The organism is Streptomyces sp. NPDC101166, assembly GCF_044768125.1.
GTDB lineage: Bacteria > Actinomycetota > Actinomycetes > Streptomycetales > Streptomycetaceae > Streptomyces.
On sequence record NZ_JBIWPF010000043.1, the window covers coordinates 1 to 15,993 of the forward strand.

At 68.3% G+C, this 15,993-nt stretch carries 16 protein-coding genes and 2 pseudogenes; 13 read left to right on the forward strand and 5 right to left on the reverse strand.

Annotated elements, in window-relative coordinates:
- Positions 1 to 103: 103 nt before the first annotated feature.
- The 5 genes from ACIRS4_RS35805 (at position 104) to ACIRS4_RS35825 (ending at position 4,496) form a co-directional block, all read left to right on the forward strand.
- On the forward strand, positions 104 to 493 hold the full coding sequence (locus ACIRS4_RS35805; protein ID WP_404204066.1) for an AMP-binding protein: 390 nt from the start codon (positions 104 to 106) through the stop codon (positions 491 to 493).
- Entirely contained in the window at positions 493 to 960 is a 468-nt protein-coding gene (locus ACIRS4_RS35810) for a hypothetical protein (RefSeq protein WP_404204068.1), read from the forward strand. Before ACIRS4_RS35805 ends, ACIRS4_RS35810 begins: the two co-directional genes overlap by 1 nt.
- Positions 957 to 1,250, forward strand: coding sequence for an antibiotic biosynthesis monooxygenase family protein (locus ACIRS4_RS35815; RefSeq protein ID WP_404204070.1), 294 nt, complete (start codon positions 957 to 959; stop codon positions 1,248 to 1,250). The genes ACIRS4_RS35810 and ACIRS4_RS35815 overlap by 4 nt, the downstream gene beginning before the upstream one ends.
- Positions 1,251 to 1,910: 660 nt before the next feature.
- Positions 1,911 to 3,260: a HEAT repeat domain-containing protein gene (locus ACIRS4_RS35820; RefSeq protein ID WP_404204072.1), complete on the forward strand. Its 1,350-nt coding sequence runs from the start codon at positions 1,911 to 1,913 to the stop codon at positions 3,258 to 3,260.
- Positions 3,261 to 3,878: 618 nt separating this feature from the next.
- Complete coding sequence (locus tag ACIRS4_RS35825; protein ID WP_404204074.1) at positions 3,879 to 4,496, forward strand: HEAT repeat domain-containing protein; 618 nt, start codon at positions 3,879 to 3,881, stop codon at positions 4,494 to 4,496.
- A 62-nt stretch (positions 4,497 to 4,558) separates the two neighbouring features.
- Here the strand turns inward: ACIRS4_RS35825 and ACIRS4_RS35830 are convergent.
- Positions 4,559 to 4,684: pseudogene (locus ACIRS4_RS35830) on the reverse strand (IS5/IS1182 family transposase); the annotation flags it as partial.
- Between the two features lie 746 nt (positions 4,685 to 5,430).
- Here ACIRS4_RS35830 and ACIRS4_RS35835 point away from each other — a divergent pair.
- The 5 genes from ACIRS4_RS35835 to ACIRS4_RS35855 all read left to right on the forward strand — a co-directional run bounded on the left by ACIRS4_RS35835 (position 5,431) and on the right by ACIRS4_RS35855 (position 9,568).
- The gene (locus ACIRS4_RS35835; RefSeq protein WP_404204076.1) at positions 5,431 to 5,682 is read left to right on the forward strand and encodes a transposase; all 252 of its coding nucleotides are present in this window, start codon (positions 5,431 to 5,433) and stop codon (positions 5,680 to 5,682) included.
- A 42-nt stretch (positions 5,683 to 5,724) separates the two neighbouring features.
- Complete coding sequence (locus ACIRS4_RS35840; protein ID WP_404204078.1) at positions 5,725 to 6,312, forward strand: SMI1/KNR4 family protein; 588 nt, start codon at positions 5,725 to 5,727, stop codon at positions 6,310 to 6,312.
- Between the two features lie 128 nt (positions 6,313 to 6,440).
- Positions 6,441 to 6,716 (forward strand): hypothetical protein, encoded by a 276-nt coding sequence (locus tag ACIRS4_RS35845; RefSeq protein WP_061926294.1) that lies wholly within the window; start codon positions 6,441 to 6,443, stop codon positions 6,714 to 6,716.
- The gene (locus tag ACIRS4_RS35850; protein ID WP_404204081.1) at positions 6,716 to 7,114 is read left to right on the forward strand and encodes a hypothetical protein; all 399 of its coding nucleotides are present in this window, start codon (positions 6,716 to 6,718) and stop codon (positions 7,112 to 7,114) included. Before ACIRS4_RS35845 ends, ACIRS4_RS35850 begins: the two co-directional genes overlap by 1 nt.
- A 255-nt stretch (positions 7,115 to 7,369) precedes the next feature.
- Positions 7,370 to 9,568 carry a protein kinase gene (locus tag ACIRS4_RS35855; protein WP_404204083.1) on the forward strand — a complete coding sequence of 733 codons (2,199 nt, stop codon included), beginning with the start codon at positions 7,370 to 7,372 and terminating at the stop codon, positions 9,566 to 9,568.
- 133 nt (positions 9,569 to 9,701) lie between these two features.
- Here the strand turns inward: ACIRS4_RS35855 and ACIRS4_RS35860 are convergent, their stop codons facing one another.
- Complete coding sequence (locus ACIRS4_RS35860; protein ID WP_404204085.1) at positions 9,702 to 10,091, reverse strand: hypothetical protein; 390 nt, start codon at positions 10,089 to 10,091, stop codon at positions 9,702 to 9,704.
- Between the two features lie 331 nt (positions 10,092 to 10,422).
- A complete protein-coding gene (locus ACIRS4_RS35865) occupies positions 10,423 to 10,662 on the reverse strand; it encodes a hypothetical protein (RefSeq protein ID WP_404204087.1) in 240 nt (79 codons plus the stop codon).
- A 34-nt stretch (positions 10,663 to 10,696) separates the two neighbouring features.
- On the opposite strand from ACIRS4_RS35865, the gene ACIRS4_RS35870 reads away from it, so the two are divergent.
- Positions 10,697 to 11,532 (forward strand): IS5 family transposase gene (locus ACIRS4_RS35870; protein ID WP_404204089.1). Its coding sequence is split into 2 segments (ribosomal slippage): positions 10,697 to 11,063 and positions 11,063 to 11,532, totalling 837 coding nucleotides; the frame shifts between segments, so codons are not numbered across the junction.
- 77 nt (positions 11,533 to 11,609) lie between these two features.
- On the opposite strand, the gene ACIRS4_RS35875 is transcribed toward ACIRS4_RS35870, so the two are convergent.
- Positions 11,610 to 11,936, reverse strand: a complete 327-nt coding sequence (locus ACIRS4_RS35875) for a hypothetical protein (protein WP_404204092.1) — start codon at positions 11,934 to 11,936, stop codon at positions 11,610 to 11,612.
- A gap of 2,354 nt (positions 11,937 to 14,290) precedes the next feature.
- Between ACIRS4_RS35875 and ACIRS4_RS35880 the strand changes: the two are divergent.
- A pseudogene (locus ACIRS4_RS35880) lies at positions 14,291 to 15,101 on the forward strand (IS5 family transposase).
- Between the two features lie 198 nt (positions 15,102 to 15,299).
- Here the strand turns inward: ACIRS4_RS35880 and ACIRS4_RS35885 are convergent.
- Positions 15,300 to 15,545, reverse strand: coding sequence for a hypothetical protein (locus ACIRS4_RS35885; protein WP_404204094.1), 246 nt, complete (start codon positions 15,543 to 15,545; stop codon positions 15,300 to 15,302).
- An 81-nt stretch (positions 15,546 to 15,626) separates the two neighbouring features.
- On the opposite strand from ACIRS4_RS35885, the gene ACIRS4_RS35890 reads away from it, so the two are divergent.
- A complete protein-coding gene (locus ACIRS4_RS35890; RefSeq protein WP_404204096.1) occupies positions 15,627 to 15,884 on the forward strand; it encodes a DUF6233 domain-containing protein in 258 nt (85 codons plus the stop codon).
- Positions 15,885 to 15,993: the final 109 nt, after the last annotated feature.

Below are 15,993 nucleotides of genomic sequence, written 5' to 3' on the forward strand. Positions count from 1 at the left end.
AGCCTTCCTGCACACCTACAACTACCATCGCTGCCACACCGCACTCGGAGGCAAGACCCCGATCAGCCGCGTCAACAACGCTGCGGGTCAATACAGCTAGGTGTTGGACCCGGACGCGGCGATCGCGGTGGAGACGGCCAACCGGCACGCGGCCACGCACTTCTACAGTCCCCCGGTACGGCTGGCGCACCTCGCGGCCGACGCCCGCCTGCCGGACCTGCGGCTGCGGACGGTCGGCGCGGTCTTCTCGGGCGGCTCCACCCTGCTACCCGCCCCGGCCCGTACGCTGGCCGACCACTTCGGCATCCCGGTCGTCCAGGGGTACGGCCTGGCCGAGACCTCCCCGCTCACCCACTGCCAGCGCCCTTCCCGGCCCGTCCCGGGTTCGGTGGGCGCGGTTGTTCCCGGTACCGAGTGCCGACTGGTTGACATCGGCACCGGCGCTCCGGTCGCGGCCGGCCGGGCGAGGTGCAGGTCCGCGGACCGCAGGTGATGCGGGGCTACCTCGGCTCCGCCGCACCGGCGGTCGACGCCGACGGCTGGTTCCCGACCGGAGACGTCGGCCACCAGGACGCGGCCGGGAACCTGTTCCTGACGGACCGGCTCAAGGACGTCTTCAAGTGCGAGAACTGGGTGGTCTCACCCACCGAGATCGAGCAGACCCTCATCCGGCACCCGGCCGTCCGTGACTGCGCGGTCGTCGATCACCCCGACCCGTACCGCGGCGCCGTGGCCCATGCCTTCGTCGTCCTCGCCTCGGATACGAAGGGTAGGGCGCACCCAGAGTCCCCAGTACTCGCCGACATCACCGCCTACGTCAACCAACGGCTGCCGTACTACCAACACCTGAAGTACATCGACTCCCTGGACGCCGTCCTCCGCTCACCCAACGGAAAGATTCTCCGCCGCACGCTCCGCGAACGCGTCGGCGCCCTCACCCCCCTTGGAGGATCCCAGTGATCACCGTCATCAACCGGCTCACCGTCCACGGCGACGTCTCCACGTTCGAAGGGATACTGAAGGACATCACCGCCCACATGAGCAGCCAACCCGGCTTCCTCGGCAACCGCATATACCGCTCCGTGCGCGACCCGCGCGTGTTCGTCGAGACCGCGCAGTGGACGGACGCCGCCTCGCACCACAAGGCGATGCAGGCGGACGCCTTCCATCAGAGGGTCAAGGGCCTCGGCGGCCTCGCCACCCCGGAGCCGGACCTCTTCGAGATCGTAGAGGAGGACGAACGGGTGTAGCGGCGGATACGAAGCGGTGGTCCCGCCCCAGCGGTCCGGGACCACCGCCGACTTCCCGGCTGCCCGCGGGCTGGCATCGACGTACTCGGTGATCTCCTTGTGCGAGGAGTCCGCGCAGTCCCACAAGGCGCACCGTGCGACCTCGAGCGCGGCCGCAGCCGCGTGGGAGCCGCCAGATTCCTCCGCGGCCAAGCGCAGCAGCGGCACCGGGTCCGGAGTAACGACCGCCGGCACGTGCAGGGTGGGCGCGCCGGGCTTCCGGCCATCATCAGCGCTGGGTCGCGCAGATACGAATGTCAGTAGGTTGCCAAGCATTCGCTCCAGGCGGTGCCAGGTGGTGCCGTAGTGCTTGTTCGGGCCGGCCACGCTAGCCTGTGCGGCCCTGTGACGCCCGGGGTGATAGCCGGGCGCCCACCGTATGCGTCTGTGGGCAGTGGGTGGGAGGCACCGGTCGAGGGGGAGTTGCTTCCCGGTTGCGCCCACCTCTTACATCCTTCGAAAACCAAATTGGCAGGGATACGTCATTGAATTGCAGGGCCGGCAGATAGCTTGGGCATGCGGTCCGGTGGGATTCTCGGGTGAGTTGGCCTTCGCAGAAGCGGACTCTGCTCGGCGGGCTGGCGAGTTATTGAGCACTCACTCGGAGTGGGGGACGGAAGCATGGGCGAAGGTGGACTCGATGTTCGCCTCAGGTCGGCGGTTCGCGGGGGAGACGCCGAGGCGGTGCGGGATCTGTTGGACAGGGGCGCGGATCCGGACACGGTGGACGTGGACGGGTTTCCGGTGCTGTGCGGGGCCGTGGCGGCGTATGACGAGCCGGTCGCCGAGGCGTTGGTGGAGGGAGGCGCGGACCCTGACCGGGTGCTGCCAGACGGCACCACACCGCTGTGGCGCGCCATCGACGGGGGCTCCCTGGCAGTCTTCTCTGCGGTGCTGGGCAACGAGCCCCGTCTGCGGCTTTCGGAAGCCGCCCGTGAGGGACTCCTTGCCTTGGCGCGGGGCTGGTACGAGGTGGGCCCGGCCGAGGAGTTGCGGCGCAGGACTGGCGCGCCAGGCCCGGCCGCGACGATCCGCGTTCAGGACGGCGAATACAACTGGGTCGATCAGGTCTCACTCGGCGGCCTCGTCGTACGGGCTGGCCACGGCGCCATTTTGACCTCGCTGGAGTGGGCCTTCCGCATCCTGACCCCCGTCGATGAACTGATCGCTCGCGCTATCGAGCCGCGGGATGAGGAGCACGTGAACTGGTCGGAGGTTTGCTGGGTCCTCACCCAGCGCCGCAGCTTCGAGACCTGGTCGGCCGTGGTGGCCCATCGCCACGACCCTGACCCGATGCATCGCCGGTTCGTGATGGATTACCTGCGGATGCGGGGGATTCTCGACACCAGCCCCTACTACGAGAAGAAGGTGAGCGAACTTCTGGCCACCTGGGCGGCCGAGGAGACGGAGGAGGAGATGCTCGCGAAGGTGTTCGACACCTTCACCGAGTACGACCATCCGGACCAGGAGGCCATCGGCCTCCGCTACGCCGACCATCCCGATCCGCGTATACGCCGCAAAGTGCCCTACGCCCTCACTGCAAACTACGTTTGCCGCACCCCCGCGGCCAAGGCCGCCCTGCTCACCCTCATGCGCGACCCGGACGCCGAGGTGCGGCTCACGGCGTGCACAGCGAGCATGCGGGACGACGACCTCCTCCCGGAGATCACCAGCGCGCTGCTGCTGCTGACCGAGGACCCCGACACAGACCTGCGGGGCACGGCCGCGACAGCGCTGGCCGACTCTCGGGACCGTGGGCCCGCCATCGCCGACGCTTTGGCGGCGTTGCTCAGCGACGACAACCAACTCGTACGTCTGGCAGCCGCCTACGGTCTCGCCCTACGCGACGACCCACGCACCGCCGAGGTGATCGAGAAGGTGGGGCCCCTCGGTGAAGGCTTCGAACACGACCATCGGGCCGACGAGCTCTGGCGGTGGAAGTGGCGGAAGGAGAACTCGACTAATGAGTAACGAATGGTCAACGCGCGCGTCGGCTTGACCGGCCCGGTGAACGAAGCCAACCGGGTGGCGGTGACGAGGTGGGCTCCGGAGTGCTTGCCGTCGAACAGGCCGCATTGGCGGCCCGCTGCAACGGTCAGGTCGGGGTGCCAAGGGAGACGATCCTTCCGGCTAGGCGCTCACGCCGAGACCGTCGCGTCGCCGCTCGAACTGTCCAACTGGACCGGCACGCGATCAGTGCTCACCGCGGGCTGAGGGTCGAGAGGCGAGTCGATCGCACAGGTCAGTCGATGGCCATCCATCAACCTTGAGGGTTGAGGCGGCTGCCACTGCGGCAAGCGAATCCAACTTCAGCCGGCTGGCAGTGGAGCTGCCTTCCACAAATCGCGCACCACCGCTCTCACGAGGACACCGAGACTGAACTGTGAGGGGCTTTGGCAGCGGGGGAGTACCGCGTCGACCTGGTCCCGCAAAAGCGTCATCGTCATCAACCAGACACCGATGCTCAGCTCGCCCCTGACACGTCGCTTCTTATGGCCGTCTGGTGCCCGAAGACGTCGCCCCGCCGTTCAGTGTCAGCGGAACCGCGTAGCGTTGCGTTCGGGTGGATCTCATCGGGAGGCGTACGCGGTGCTGACGTTGGACGAGGCGGTTGTTCAGCTTGGCGACAGATCCTCGGCGAAGCGCCGTGCGGCTGCGAAACGACTGCGCAGACTCGCCGTCACGACCGCCGGTCCGTCGCTGCTGAAGGCTCTGCAGCGCGAGGTTCTCGACCCGCGGACGTGGGAAACTCAGTACCAAATGGTCATGGCGCTCGGAGCGTGCGACCACCGACCAGCGGTCCCGTTCCTGAGCGATCTGGCTCAGCAGCCCAGGGACGCCACGATGGTGCATGTCGCTCTGGGCGATTCGATCGTGCGGCTGCGCGGCGCAGAAGAGGGCGTCTCAGTCCCCGTGCGATGGTGCCTGGACAGCGGAAAGCCCATGCTTGCCGACGGCGCCCTTCGCGCTGTTGCCATGCTGCGCGCGGTCCCGGAGCCGGAGATCGTCGACTGCATTCTCGACTTTCTTGCCCCGCTGCAGCCTCACGACGGACTGCGCTTCTGGGCTGCGGCAGCAGCAGCGGGATGGCCAGGTGAACGAGTCCGCGCATTCTTGGAGGGGTGTGTGGCAGGTCCGCGAACGGACGTAGCCGATGTAGCGGCCACCTCGTTGGAAGGCAACTACCAGACGTACCGCCCGCTGTAGCTTGGGCTGATGACGCGCGGCGCGCAGTTAAACGGGTTCAACTCAGCCGGCGGTATGTGATGAGTTGCGGCTATTCCGACAAAGGCAAGGAAATGTTCGGCCTTGCGTTCACGGCGTCGATGAAGCCGTCGGCATCCGGCCAGTCAGGACACGGTCCGCCATCGTGTGCGACGCGATGAGCATGTTCCTGTGGACCTGAATGGGCTCTGGCTCACTTTCCGTGGATCACCACACTGAGTGACGTTCGGCAGGCGGTGGGCATGCAGGAAGCTGCCCGAAACTGATCCGTCCACAGGTGGCACCTCTGGCACAACCTGAGCGAAGCCGCCGAGCGTTGTGTCGCAGACCACCGCGGGTGCCTGCGGGTGCTGGCGCCGGGTCCAGCCCAGCCTGCCCCCGAGCTGGAGAAGTTCGAAGACCCGTCCGGCTCGCCGTGGCCTACCGGACATCGATTCGCCGACCGCACCTGCGCCAAGCACGCGACCGTCCACAAACTGCTGGCCGCCGGACTCAGCCGGAGGGCAATCGGCCGCCAACTCCGCATGACCTCTCGCACCGTCAAGCTCTTCGCCGACGCAGCCACCCCAGAGGACCTCTTCCGCGGGCAATGGCAAGGTCGACCGTCCAAGCTCGACGCGTTCAAGCCCTATCTGGATGACCGCTGGAACCAGGGCTGCACGAACTCCTGGACGGTTTGGGAGGAGATTGTGCCGCTCGGCTATCAGGGCAGCTACCAGCGGGTTCGCGCCTCCGGGAGAAGCGGACCTCGCCCAGCCCGATCACAGCTCGGCCACCGTCACCCCGCGTCGTCGCCGGCTGGATCCTCCGGCGCCCCGAGATCCTCCCGGAGATCGACCACCTTCGACTCAAAGCCGTCCTGGTCCACTGCCCCGAACTCGACGCCCTCACCGGTCACGTCCGGTCCTTCGCCCAGATGCTCACCGAGCGCCAGGGCGAACGGCTACCGCAGTGGCTCGACGCCGTCCGGCAAGACGACCTCCCCAGCCTCCATACCCTCGCCGCAGGCATCGAACGTGACCGTGATGCCGTCATCGCCGGCCTAACCTTGCCCTGGAGTTCCGGTGTCGTCGAAGGACATGTCAACCGGATCAAGATGCTCAAGCGCCAGATGTTCGGACGGGCCGGCTTCGCTCTGCTGCGGAAGAGGGTTCTTCTGGCCAGCTGACCACAGCCACCCATAGGGTGACGGGGACGAGAGAAGAGCACGATGGATCCCCGCATACCCCGCCTGCGTCGCAAGCTGGCCGCGATCCCTTTCCAACCACTCCGCAGCCACTCCTTCAGGGAAGAGCAGCACAAGTTCTGCCTCGGTCCGAAGCTGGCGGAAGCACGCGTCGCTGCGTTCGAGGCCGAGCACGACATTGTCCTGCCCGACGCCTACCGACAATTCCTCACGCATGCCGGAGGATCAGGCGCGGCACCGTTCTACGGCCTCATGACGCTGGAGCAGTGTTCCCTGCTGATCATGAATCCGCGCGGAGAACCGGGTACACCCCGCAGCTTCGATGGCACAGACCCCAGGGCCGACGGACGCGATCTCTTCCTCCACATCATCGAGATGGGCTGCACGGACGTATGCGTCATCGCGGTGACCGGACCCCTCACAGGCCGCGTCCTCATTGGTAACAGCGACGGCTTTTGGGGCCCCAACGTCTCCTCCGCCACCGACTTCCTCGACTGGTACGAACGCTGGCTCAACCACATGAGCACAGGCCGTGACAACCGGGCCCTGGAACTCACCTCTCCGCGGCTTCGCGCCCATCCAAACCGCCATCGCATGGCTCCGAAGATCTGACTCTCCGTAACAACTACACGGAATGTGAGCCAGAACCCGATCTCGTGAACAAAGCCAGTCGCGGGGCTACCGGAGCATGCCGCCGCATTTCCTCTACCAGCAGTAGAGGGTGCGCTAGAGTGAGGGGTATGGCAGCAGACGAGACGAGCATCAAGGTGAGCACGGCCGCGCGGGACCGACTCGCCCAGCTGGCCGCCGAGCACGGCACCACCATCCGCAGCCTGGTCGAGGACCTCGCGCAGAGCACGCCCACGCAGGCCGAATACGCCGAGCGGGCCGAGCTGGCCCGCGCCGAGCTCGCCTCCGCTCTCGGCAGCGCGCCGAGCCCGGAGGCCGAGGCGAAGGCCCGGGCGCTGCTGGAGCGCCTGGGCGGCGCCGCGCACGGCCCGCGGGCAGCCGCGTAGTGGCGGGCATCGCGGTCGTCCTGGACCACACGACCGCGGGAGCGCTGTACGACCCGAAGGACCTGTTCAACGAGGCCGTCGCCGCGTTCTACGTGCAGGCCTCCGGCGGTCTCGGGGATCTGTATGCGCCGGTGCTGTCGCTGACGGCCGGCGACGCCGAACGGCCCGGGCTGCTCGGCTACATCAAGGGACTGCGGTTCATCCGGATCGAGGCGTTCGACACCGACGCAGCGGTGACCGCCACCGAGCTGCTGCGGTTCGGGCACTCATGGGCCGCCGTCCACGCCATCCACGCTTCCCGGCCCTCGGCCGCGCACCCGGCCGGGCGGTTCCTCCTCACGCTGACGCCCAAGGCGTACGCGGGCACCGGCGTGCAGGCAGTCCACCCGGGCCAGTAACCACTGGCGCCCTGGACGCTCCATCAAGCCCGCCCGCGCCGTCGCGGACCTGGCCCCCTGACGCACGAAGCCCGGCCTCCCCTTCCTCCGAGGCTCTCATTCTCGCCATGAGGAGTGAGGTTGGACGGATTGGCTACCGGCGCGCTCGTGGCAGGCCTAGGGTTTCGGGTGTCCGGCGGTGTCCGTTCCGGACACCGGGACGTACGGGGGCGGGCATTGAGCGGGACGCCGAGTTTCTTCGAGGATCTGCGGCGGGTGGGCGCGCTCAGAGGGGATCGTCTGGGCGGCCGGCCGTCGGGCTACGCACTGTCCAAGGCCTCACAGCCGCCGGTGTCCCGCGAAACGGTCATGGCGTGGCTGCGCGGGGAGCGGCTCCCGCAGCAGTTAGAGCCGCTGCTGTCGGTTCTGCGGGAGATCCAAGCCGAGGCCGCCCGCTCAGGCTGTCTAGAAGATCGAGCGGGCGCGGGTTCAGGGGAGAGAGTCGCCGATCTGCTGAGCGAGGACCGATGGCGACGGAGCTGGGCTGCTGAGCAGCAGCGGCGGGCTCAGGTGGGCCGGCAGGAGGTAGAACGGCAGCGGTACCGCAAGGTTGTTGAAATCGAGGAACGGCGCGCCCGCCAGGCGGTCATCACAGACGTCACCCGGCGGCACCTGTTCGACGCTTTGCGCAGCAGCGGGGCGAGCTGGTCGGGCAGCCTGGACGAGGTCACCTTCCTGCGCAGGCTGTACGACCTGGACCGTCTGAAGAGCCATGACCCGCGGTTCGCCTCGGTCGAGCGCGACATCGTCCAGCACCGCTACAACAATCCTGAGGACTGGGAGGACGACTGGGTCTTTGGCGACGCCCGCTTCGGACTTGCCGACGGCACTGACGAGGTCCTGCTCCGCTTCCTCGCGGAAATGATCCACCCCGCCGTGCGGACGGACCCCGGTGAGATCCAGCGGCTGCTGGCACTGGTCAATGACCATCTGGCCCCCGACGGCTACGAACTTGCCGAGGCCCGCACCGTCAGCGGCTACCCGGTGTACGCGGCCCGCCGGATCCCGGCGCGTCCCCGTATCCCACACCCTGCACACGCCGCTCGCCCGGCCGTTGTGATGACTGCACCGCCCGGACAGGGGGCCTACGCCGCGGTCCGCCGCGCCGCTCGCGGCGAGCGCAAGGACTACTCCTGCCCGCGTGAACCGGTCCCGGACGGGGGCCAGGCGGACGTCTTCGAGGCAACCCACAAGACCCTCGGCACGACCGTGGCGTTGAAGAAGCTGCACAGCAAATACCCGGCCGAACGGCAAGTGGCCCGGATGCGGCGCGAGATCGAGATCGGCCAGGTGCTGGACGGGCATCATCACGCCATGCCGATTCTCGACTTCGGCGCCGACCACACCTGGTTCGTGATGCCCTGGGCGGACGCGACCGCCGCCGAGCGTCAAGAGGTGCTGCAGGATCCGGCCGAGCTGCGCGCTCTGGTCGACGCCCTGGCATCGGTGCTGGCCGCCGCGCACGAGCACGGCTGGCTGCACCGCGACATCAAACCGTCGAACATCCTCTACTTCGACGGCCGCTGGACCCTCGCCGACTGGGGCATCGTCCGCCGGCCACGAGGCCAGACCACCAAGGTGGGCCGCACCGGCCTCTACATCGGCACCGAGGGGTTCGCTGCCCCGGAACTGTCCGGAACGCCGCATGAGGCAACGGCGTCCAGCGACATCTACAGCATCGGCAGAGTCATCGCCTGGGCCCTCACCGGTGAGCTCCCTCGAACCAATCTGCCACTGCTGCCCCCTCCCGGCCCGTGGCGCACCATCGTCCGCATCGCCACCCACCAGGATCCGCTACGCCGCCCCCAGACCGTCAGCGACCTCCTCGCCCTGATCGACCGTGAACACGCGATCATCCCCGAATACCCCCTCCCGGCCGCCCAGACGCTGCTCGAAGCCGCCGGCACCGGCGACGCGGCCGCCGTCGACACTCTGCTGACCCTGGTCGGTGACCACCCCGAGGACTACGAACTCCACGTCGGCGTGCTCGCCCAGCTCGACGCCCAGCAGGCCGGGCCGGCCCTCGCACGAGAACCCGCCCAAGCTCACAACCTGCTGCGCGCCCTGGCCGAGCACGTCCACGGAGACGACAAGCACATGGTGCAGTTCGGTGATGCCGCAGCGGTCGTGATCTGGCTGCACGGCATCTGCTCCTACGCCGCCGACCACGCCGACTGGGACCTGCTGGAGGAGGCTGCCCACACCATGTGCACCTGGGACGGCGCCTGGGACCAGTGGAGCGCCCAGGACAAGATCTCCCCCTGGCTGCGGGCTCTGACGAGTGAGGCCGCATCCGTCATCGCCGACGTCCTGCGCGACCACCCCGACTCCGCACAGCACTTCAGCCACATCGCCGACGACCGCACCGCCGACACCCACATACGCCGGGCACTACGCCCCGGTACGGCTAACTGAAGCGGCCGTCGCGGGCGATCTGCCGACCGACGGCCGTCCAGACCGGCTCGGCCGCTTCTTCGGGTACGGCGCCGGTCAGGCCGTCGAGGTGCTGGACGGCCTCAACGGTGATGTAGCGGTCGGGGTCGGGGGACTACAGGTAGCGGCGCAGCAGGTCGGCGTCGAGGTCCTGGCGCTGGAGGTAGGCGGCGAGGGTGCCGACCAGGAGGTGGTTGTGGGCGAGGGCGTCGGTCAGGGCGTACAGGACCAGGCGCTGCCACTGCTTCATGCTGTCGCCGTGCAGGGTCTGCAGGTGCTGGGCGCGGGCGAGGTAGGCGTTGATGCGGCGGCAGTGGTGGGTCACCAGCGCCAGCAGCTCCGGTGGCACCTCCTCGCCTACCGGGCGCGGGGCGGGCTCGACCGTGCAGGGGGCGGGCGCGGGCGGCAGGGTGTCGCGGATCTGCTGCAGGCCCGTGTCCTGCTGCGGGCCGTGGGGGATCTCGCTGCGCCGCTGCGGTCGCTTGCGCGGGTGGGTGGAGGTCATGGCCGTGCCGTCCCTTACGGCCGGCCCCACGATCCGGCGCCTGCTGGTGGCGTGGCCACACGGGCGGGGCGCTGTGAGTGACGCGGCGCGTCTGGGACCTACCTGTCCGCGTCAGTCGTGGACTGACGCGGCACTCGGCCGGGCACCGTCACAGCGCGGGCAAGGGGCGGCACCACCCGGGACAACGACGGTCGTCGTGCCGGAGTCACGGCGCGGCGGCTGGCCTGCCGGATCCCGGTGCCGGGGCGGCGTGCGAAAGCCCCGGGCTGGGAGCGCCGCGCGCGGGGCGGGGACGTCGCCGTGCTCGGCGTGGGAGGGGCGTTCGGCCGCTTTAGAGCTGTGGGTCGAGGCCGAACTGGTTCATCACGTCGGTGAACATCTCCTGTGCGGTCTCCGCAAGGGCTTCGGCTTCGTCGAGCGGGGTCAGGGTGGCGGTGACGGGCTGGATCGTGCCTGGGGGCAGCCGCCCCCCGTCGTACACGACGAGCCGCCTGCACTCACCTCGTGTGAGGCGGCCGAACGCGCACTCCCGCGTCTTGAGCTCGCGGTACGCGTACGCCTTACTGATCATTTCAGAATGAGTTCAGCTGTGGGTCTTGTGCTCCATGATCTTGGTCGGCAGGGTGTCCGGGGTGCGTGCTGATCTTGTTCCGGATGACCTATGGGAGCGGGTGGCCCCGCTTTTGCCGCCCGAGCCCGCACGGCGCCATCGCTACCCGGGTCGCCTACGTGTTCCCGACCGGGCCGCCCTCGCGGGCGTCATGTACGTGTTGCGGACCGGTGTCGCCTGGCGTGATGTCCCTGCCGAGACCGTGGGCTGCTCCGGGGTGACGGCATGGCGCCGGCTGCGAGACTGGACCGAGGCCGGTGTCTGGCCGCGCCTGCACGCCGCCCTACTCACCGAACTACGCCGCGCTGGCCTTCTCGGCCTGGACGACTGCGCCGTGGACGGGTCGCATGTCCGGGCCCTGAAAGGGGGGATCACCTCGGTCCCTCGCCCGTCGACCGCGCCCGTCCCGGCTCCAAACACCATCTAATCGTCGACCGCCACGGCACCCCGCTCGCCGTCACGCTCACCGGCGGGAACCGACATGACGTCACCCAGTTGCTGCCGCTGCTGGACGCCGTCCCAGCGATTCGGGGCCTACGAGGACGCCCCCGCCGCAAGCCCCGACGCCTGTACGCCGACCGGGGCTACGACTACGACAAGTACCGACGTCTGCTGTGGAAGCGCGGCATCAAGCCGGTAATCGCCCGACGCGGCGTCGCGCACGGCTCCGGACTGGGCAAGGTGCGCTGGGTGGTCGAGCGCGCCTTCGCCTGGCTGCACCAGTTCAAGCGGCTCCGCATCCGCTACGACCGACGCGCAGATCTCCACCAGGGCCTGCTCGAACTGGCCTGCTGCCTCATATGTCTTCGCCGCCTCCGAACTTCATTCTGAAAGATCAGTAATGGGCGGCGACGCACCGAAGTCGGTAGGAGGGTGGCGAAGTCGGGTTCCGCCCTTCCGAGCTGAACTCAGGTGAGGTCGAAGGTGACGCTCACCGAGCCGTCCCAGTCTGGTGCCTCCATAAGCGTGAGGGTTCCATCCTCGGCCTCTACGACTCGGACCGTGATCCCGCCGCGGTCCTCACCGGGAAACGCAATGGAGAAGTGGGGGTCCATCTCCATGAGGAAGTCCCAGCCCTCGCGTTGGGTCGTGCCAAGGGCGCTGGCATGCCGCCCGGTTGCCTGCCACTTGCCGACCGCGTCGACAGTGACGGTGATGTCGATGTCGTACATCTCAAGGCAAGTCGACTGATTGGCCCACCATTCGAGGCGGCCCTGACCCACGAATCGATCCATGAGCACACTATGCACAGTGGCTAGGCCGACCGGGTGAGCCTGCACGGCTGCCGGCCGTCGTGGGTCAGGCCGTGAGACAGAACTGCATGGGGTAGACCGGACAGGCCCTCGCCTCATCCGGCGGCGCCCCATACGCTCGCGACCTCATTCTGAAACCATCAGTTAACCACAGGTCTTGACAATTGCTCTGCCTCCGGCGCGTCGAGCTGTTGCCCCCTCCGCTGGGAAGGTGCGGGGCGGCCGCCCCTGACGGCCGCCGCCGAGGACAGTAAGGCGTCTTCCCGGTCGGACCACCACTCCCCCAACACCTCCAGGCGGCAGCGCGGGCGGATGGCCGGGCGTTGGTGTCGGAGGCGTGCCTCGACCTCGGAGCGGTTCAGGCGCTTGGTACGGGCGTAGTGCGGCACCGCATCCTGTGCGGCTGCCGCGGCATCCCGCCATACCCGGCGCTGCAGGCCCCGCTCATGGTGCCGTGGAGATGCTGGTGCTGGACATGGTCTCGTCGGCTGCCTGCTGTAGTGCGATCGGGCCACTGGGCAATCCCGTGGTGCTGTCCGTCGCCTGCCGGCGGTGGCTTTCACGGTGTTCTGTGGCTGCAGGCGGGGTCTGCATGGCCGGGGCCGAGGGCTGGGGCGGCAGGAGGCCGGGCTGGGACGGCGGGGTGGGCACGGTACTCGAGGAGACGGCGGCCGGCTGGCAGGTGGGGCGGTTGCGGCTGGCGCCCTTCGCGGGAGCCGCTTCTCGTTCGGGCGGCAGACGCGTGTCGTCGCTGTGGAGGCCGGCGCGAGACCCCAGGCGCTCCGCCAGGGCCTTGGTCGAACCCTTCACCCGCGTGAGGAGGAATTCACCTGAGCCTTTGCGGATTTCGGCGCGGGCCGGGTGAACACCTTCCGCTCTTCGGCGAGTGGAAGGACTTCAGCAGCCACCGATCGGCACTGCGTACCCGTGACCGACGAGGCCGCGCATGCCGGCCTCGCCTTCCCCTTCCGTAAGCAGACGGCCGGGGTGAGGGGCAGGGACAGCGCTGCCCCTGCGCCGGGGTCAGTGGTGATGCTTGTCGACTGCCCGGAAGCTGCCGACAAGCGCGAACGGCACCACAGCTCCATCGAGAACCACTGTTCCGGGGATTGCGTTGCTGGAGTCTCCGGGCCCAATAGTCGCAATTGCAGCACCGTTGTCGCACGTAATCCCGGCGAAGAATTCCACCCTATTGCCAGTTTCGTTCCGGACGTTGAAGCTGGTCGCCGGACTACTGATTACAGCGATGCACTCACCCCCCTCGACCGAATACGTTCGCTCGTTGACGTAGACCCGTCCGCGATCGTCCGAACGGTCGCCGTACCTCGCCTGCCCGTTTCCTCCCGTCTGCCCGTTCCCACCCGTCTGACCGTTCCCACCCGTCTGACCGTAGCCGCCCGTCTGGCCGTTTCCTCCCACGTCTGCTCCTTGCGGCAAGGAGGCGGCAGCCTCTTGCACCGACGGGGCGGACGCGGAATTTGAAGCCGACGCGTAGTCCACGGTGGTTACAGCCGCGACGGTGACGCCCACCGACAATGCGATCCCGACCACGGTACGCGTTCGCATTCCGATTCTCCCTCTCGCAGGCATTTCGCTTCTCCATCTCTCAGGGATGCCAGCCGACCCGGCCGCCTACGAATGAACCTACTCACGCCGAATTCTGTCGCCACTTCAGAGATCCATGCGGGACCCCAAAAAGGGGCCGATCGGGCGTTCAAAAGTCCGGAACGGAGCATGTGACGAGTCGTCACAAAGCGAGAGGGAAAGCGACTTGGCGCAAGGCTGGACCATAAGGGGGACACCACTGACACCCCATCACACCTCTGCGCGCGTGTCGGGCATTGACAATGCTCCGCACGACGACAAGGGCGCCACTCTCGGGCATCGGGATCTGACCTGGTCAGCGGCTCGCAGCAGGAAGCCTAGCGGGCGCACACACTCGCCCGGGGACAGACTTGCCGAAGCCCGCCGCAGAAGGACCGGAACGCGGCCGGTTCAGATACGCCCACCGCAACTGCAGCAAGGGGAGGCCAGCGACGAGGGCCATGGCACCCCAGGTGGCCGGCGACAAGACAAAGAGCAGGCCGTGACCGTCACCCGCCTCTACGGCAAAGCGACCACGACGCGCGGGACCGGCTGCACCCGAGGCCAACCCGGCGGGCGGCCTGGCTCGACCACGACGGACCGCTGCCCATCTCCGGTTCGACGGCGCCATGAGCCACCGTGTCGTCCATGCCCCGTGTTGGGGCGTTGCGACCGCCAGGTTCACCGGTCCTCCCCCTCAGTGAGGCGGGGCCAGAGAGTGTCTTTCCGATCATCCGATCGTTGGACTGGTCCTGAGGGGTGGGGAGATATCTGATGCCGCTTGGTCGGTGATCGAGCCGTTGCTACCTCCGGTGGGCCGTGCCCGGGGCAGGTGGCGTGATCACCGCCAGGTCATGGAGGGCATCGTGTTCAAGTTCCGCACCGGTGTGCCTTGGAGGGATCTGCCGGAGCGGTTCGGACCCTGGCAGACGGTGTACGGGCGGTTCGCCCGCTGGGCCGCCAACGGCACGCTCGACCGGCTGCTGGGGCAGGCTCAGGGGCGGGCGGAGGTGGACTGGCTGGTCGCCCTGGACTCCACGATCGTCAGGACTCATCAGCACACCGCCGCCAAAGGGGGCTCGAGGGGCGAGGACTCGGACGCTCCCGCGGCGGGCTGTCCAGCAAGATCCACCTGGCCTGCGACGGACGGGGACGACCGCTGGCCTTCACCGTCACGGCCGGCACCCGCAACGACTGCACCCAGGCCGAAACCGTCATCGACGCCATCCGCGTCGCCCGGCCCAGGCCCGGGCCCCCCGTCAACGGCCCGAACGGATCGTGGCCGACAAGGGATACTCAGCCCGCTCCTTCCGCTCCTACCTGCGCAGACGCGGGATCAAAGCGACCATCCCCGAGCGGGTCGACCAACTCGCAGGTCGGGCACGACTCCGCGAACGGCCCTGCGGCTTCGACAATGTCGTCTACCGGCGCCGCAACGTCGTCGAACGCTGCTTCCACCGGCTCAAACAGTGGCGCGGCATCGCCACCCGCTACGACAAACACCCCGACCGTTACCGTGCCGCGATCACCCTGGCCAGCACACTCATCTGGCTCGAGACGTGATCGACAAAACGCTTGCGCACTGCGCGGCGATGCCGGGCCGGTCGGCGGGCTCTGAAGGGGTGGGGATGTTGGGGCGGGGGCCGGTGCCCAGAGGGCGGCGAGGGGGTGCTCACAGCGCCCATCCTGGCAGTTCCAGGGCCTCAGTCCCCTGCCGCGGGGTGACCCGAGGGGGGTGCCGTGCGCCCTGAGTGTGGGGACTCAGTCCTGCAAATGCTTGTCGACGTCCATCTCATGCCGGAGCTGCTTGATGAGCTCCTCCTCCGTCTTCTCATGGGCAGCTTTGCACCTGCCGAAGTCCGGGTCCGTGATGCCGGGGCGAACGGCGCCGCGCTTCGTGTAGAACCCGCCCTCAGTGCAGACGTGGTGCAGATCGGCGATGGCTTTGGTGGCGGCCTCCCACAGGTCCCGGACCTTCGGGGAACCGAAGAGGCTGGCCCTGGCCACAATGTCCCGGCGCAGCTGGTGCTGCTGGGGGGCTGCGGTCCGTAGCAGTCGAGCCCGTCCGAGTCGGTTGCGAAGGAACCCGTGCCACTGAGGTGCAGCAGCAGGTCGAGGTACGGCGACTTGGCGACCCAGTGGCGGAGCGCGGTCGGCTCCGCCGTCCCTAGCCCCCCGCAGTGGACGGTAGAGCTGGGAATCGGCAGCGGTCGACCGCCCGTCCGGATTCACGCCGGGGACTGCCGCATGACGGGCAAGTGCCGCCGTCCCGTCGGCCGGTACGAAGCACGCCGCCTCCTCGTCGGCGGCCTGCGGCCCTGCGCGCACTGCCGCCCTGACACTTAGCTCGACACCATCGACTTAGAAGTCATCTCAATTGGCGACTGGCGGCGTGCATAGTGGCTGGCAGACGGGCTGCGATGGCGGTTGAATGCGTCGGTGAGCGACTACTGGA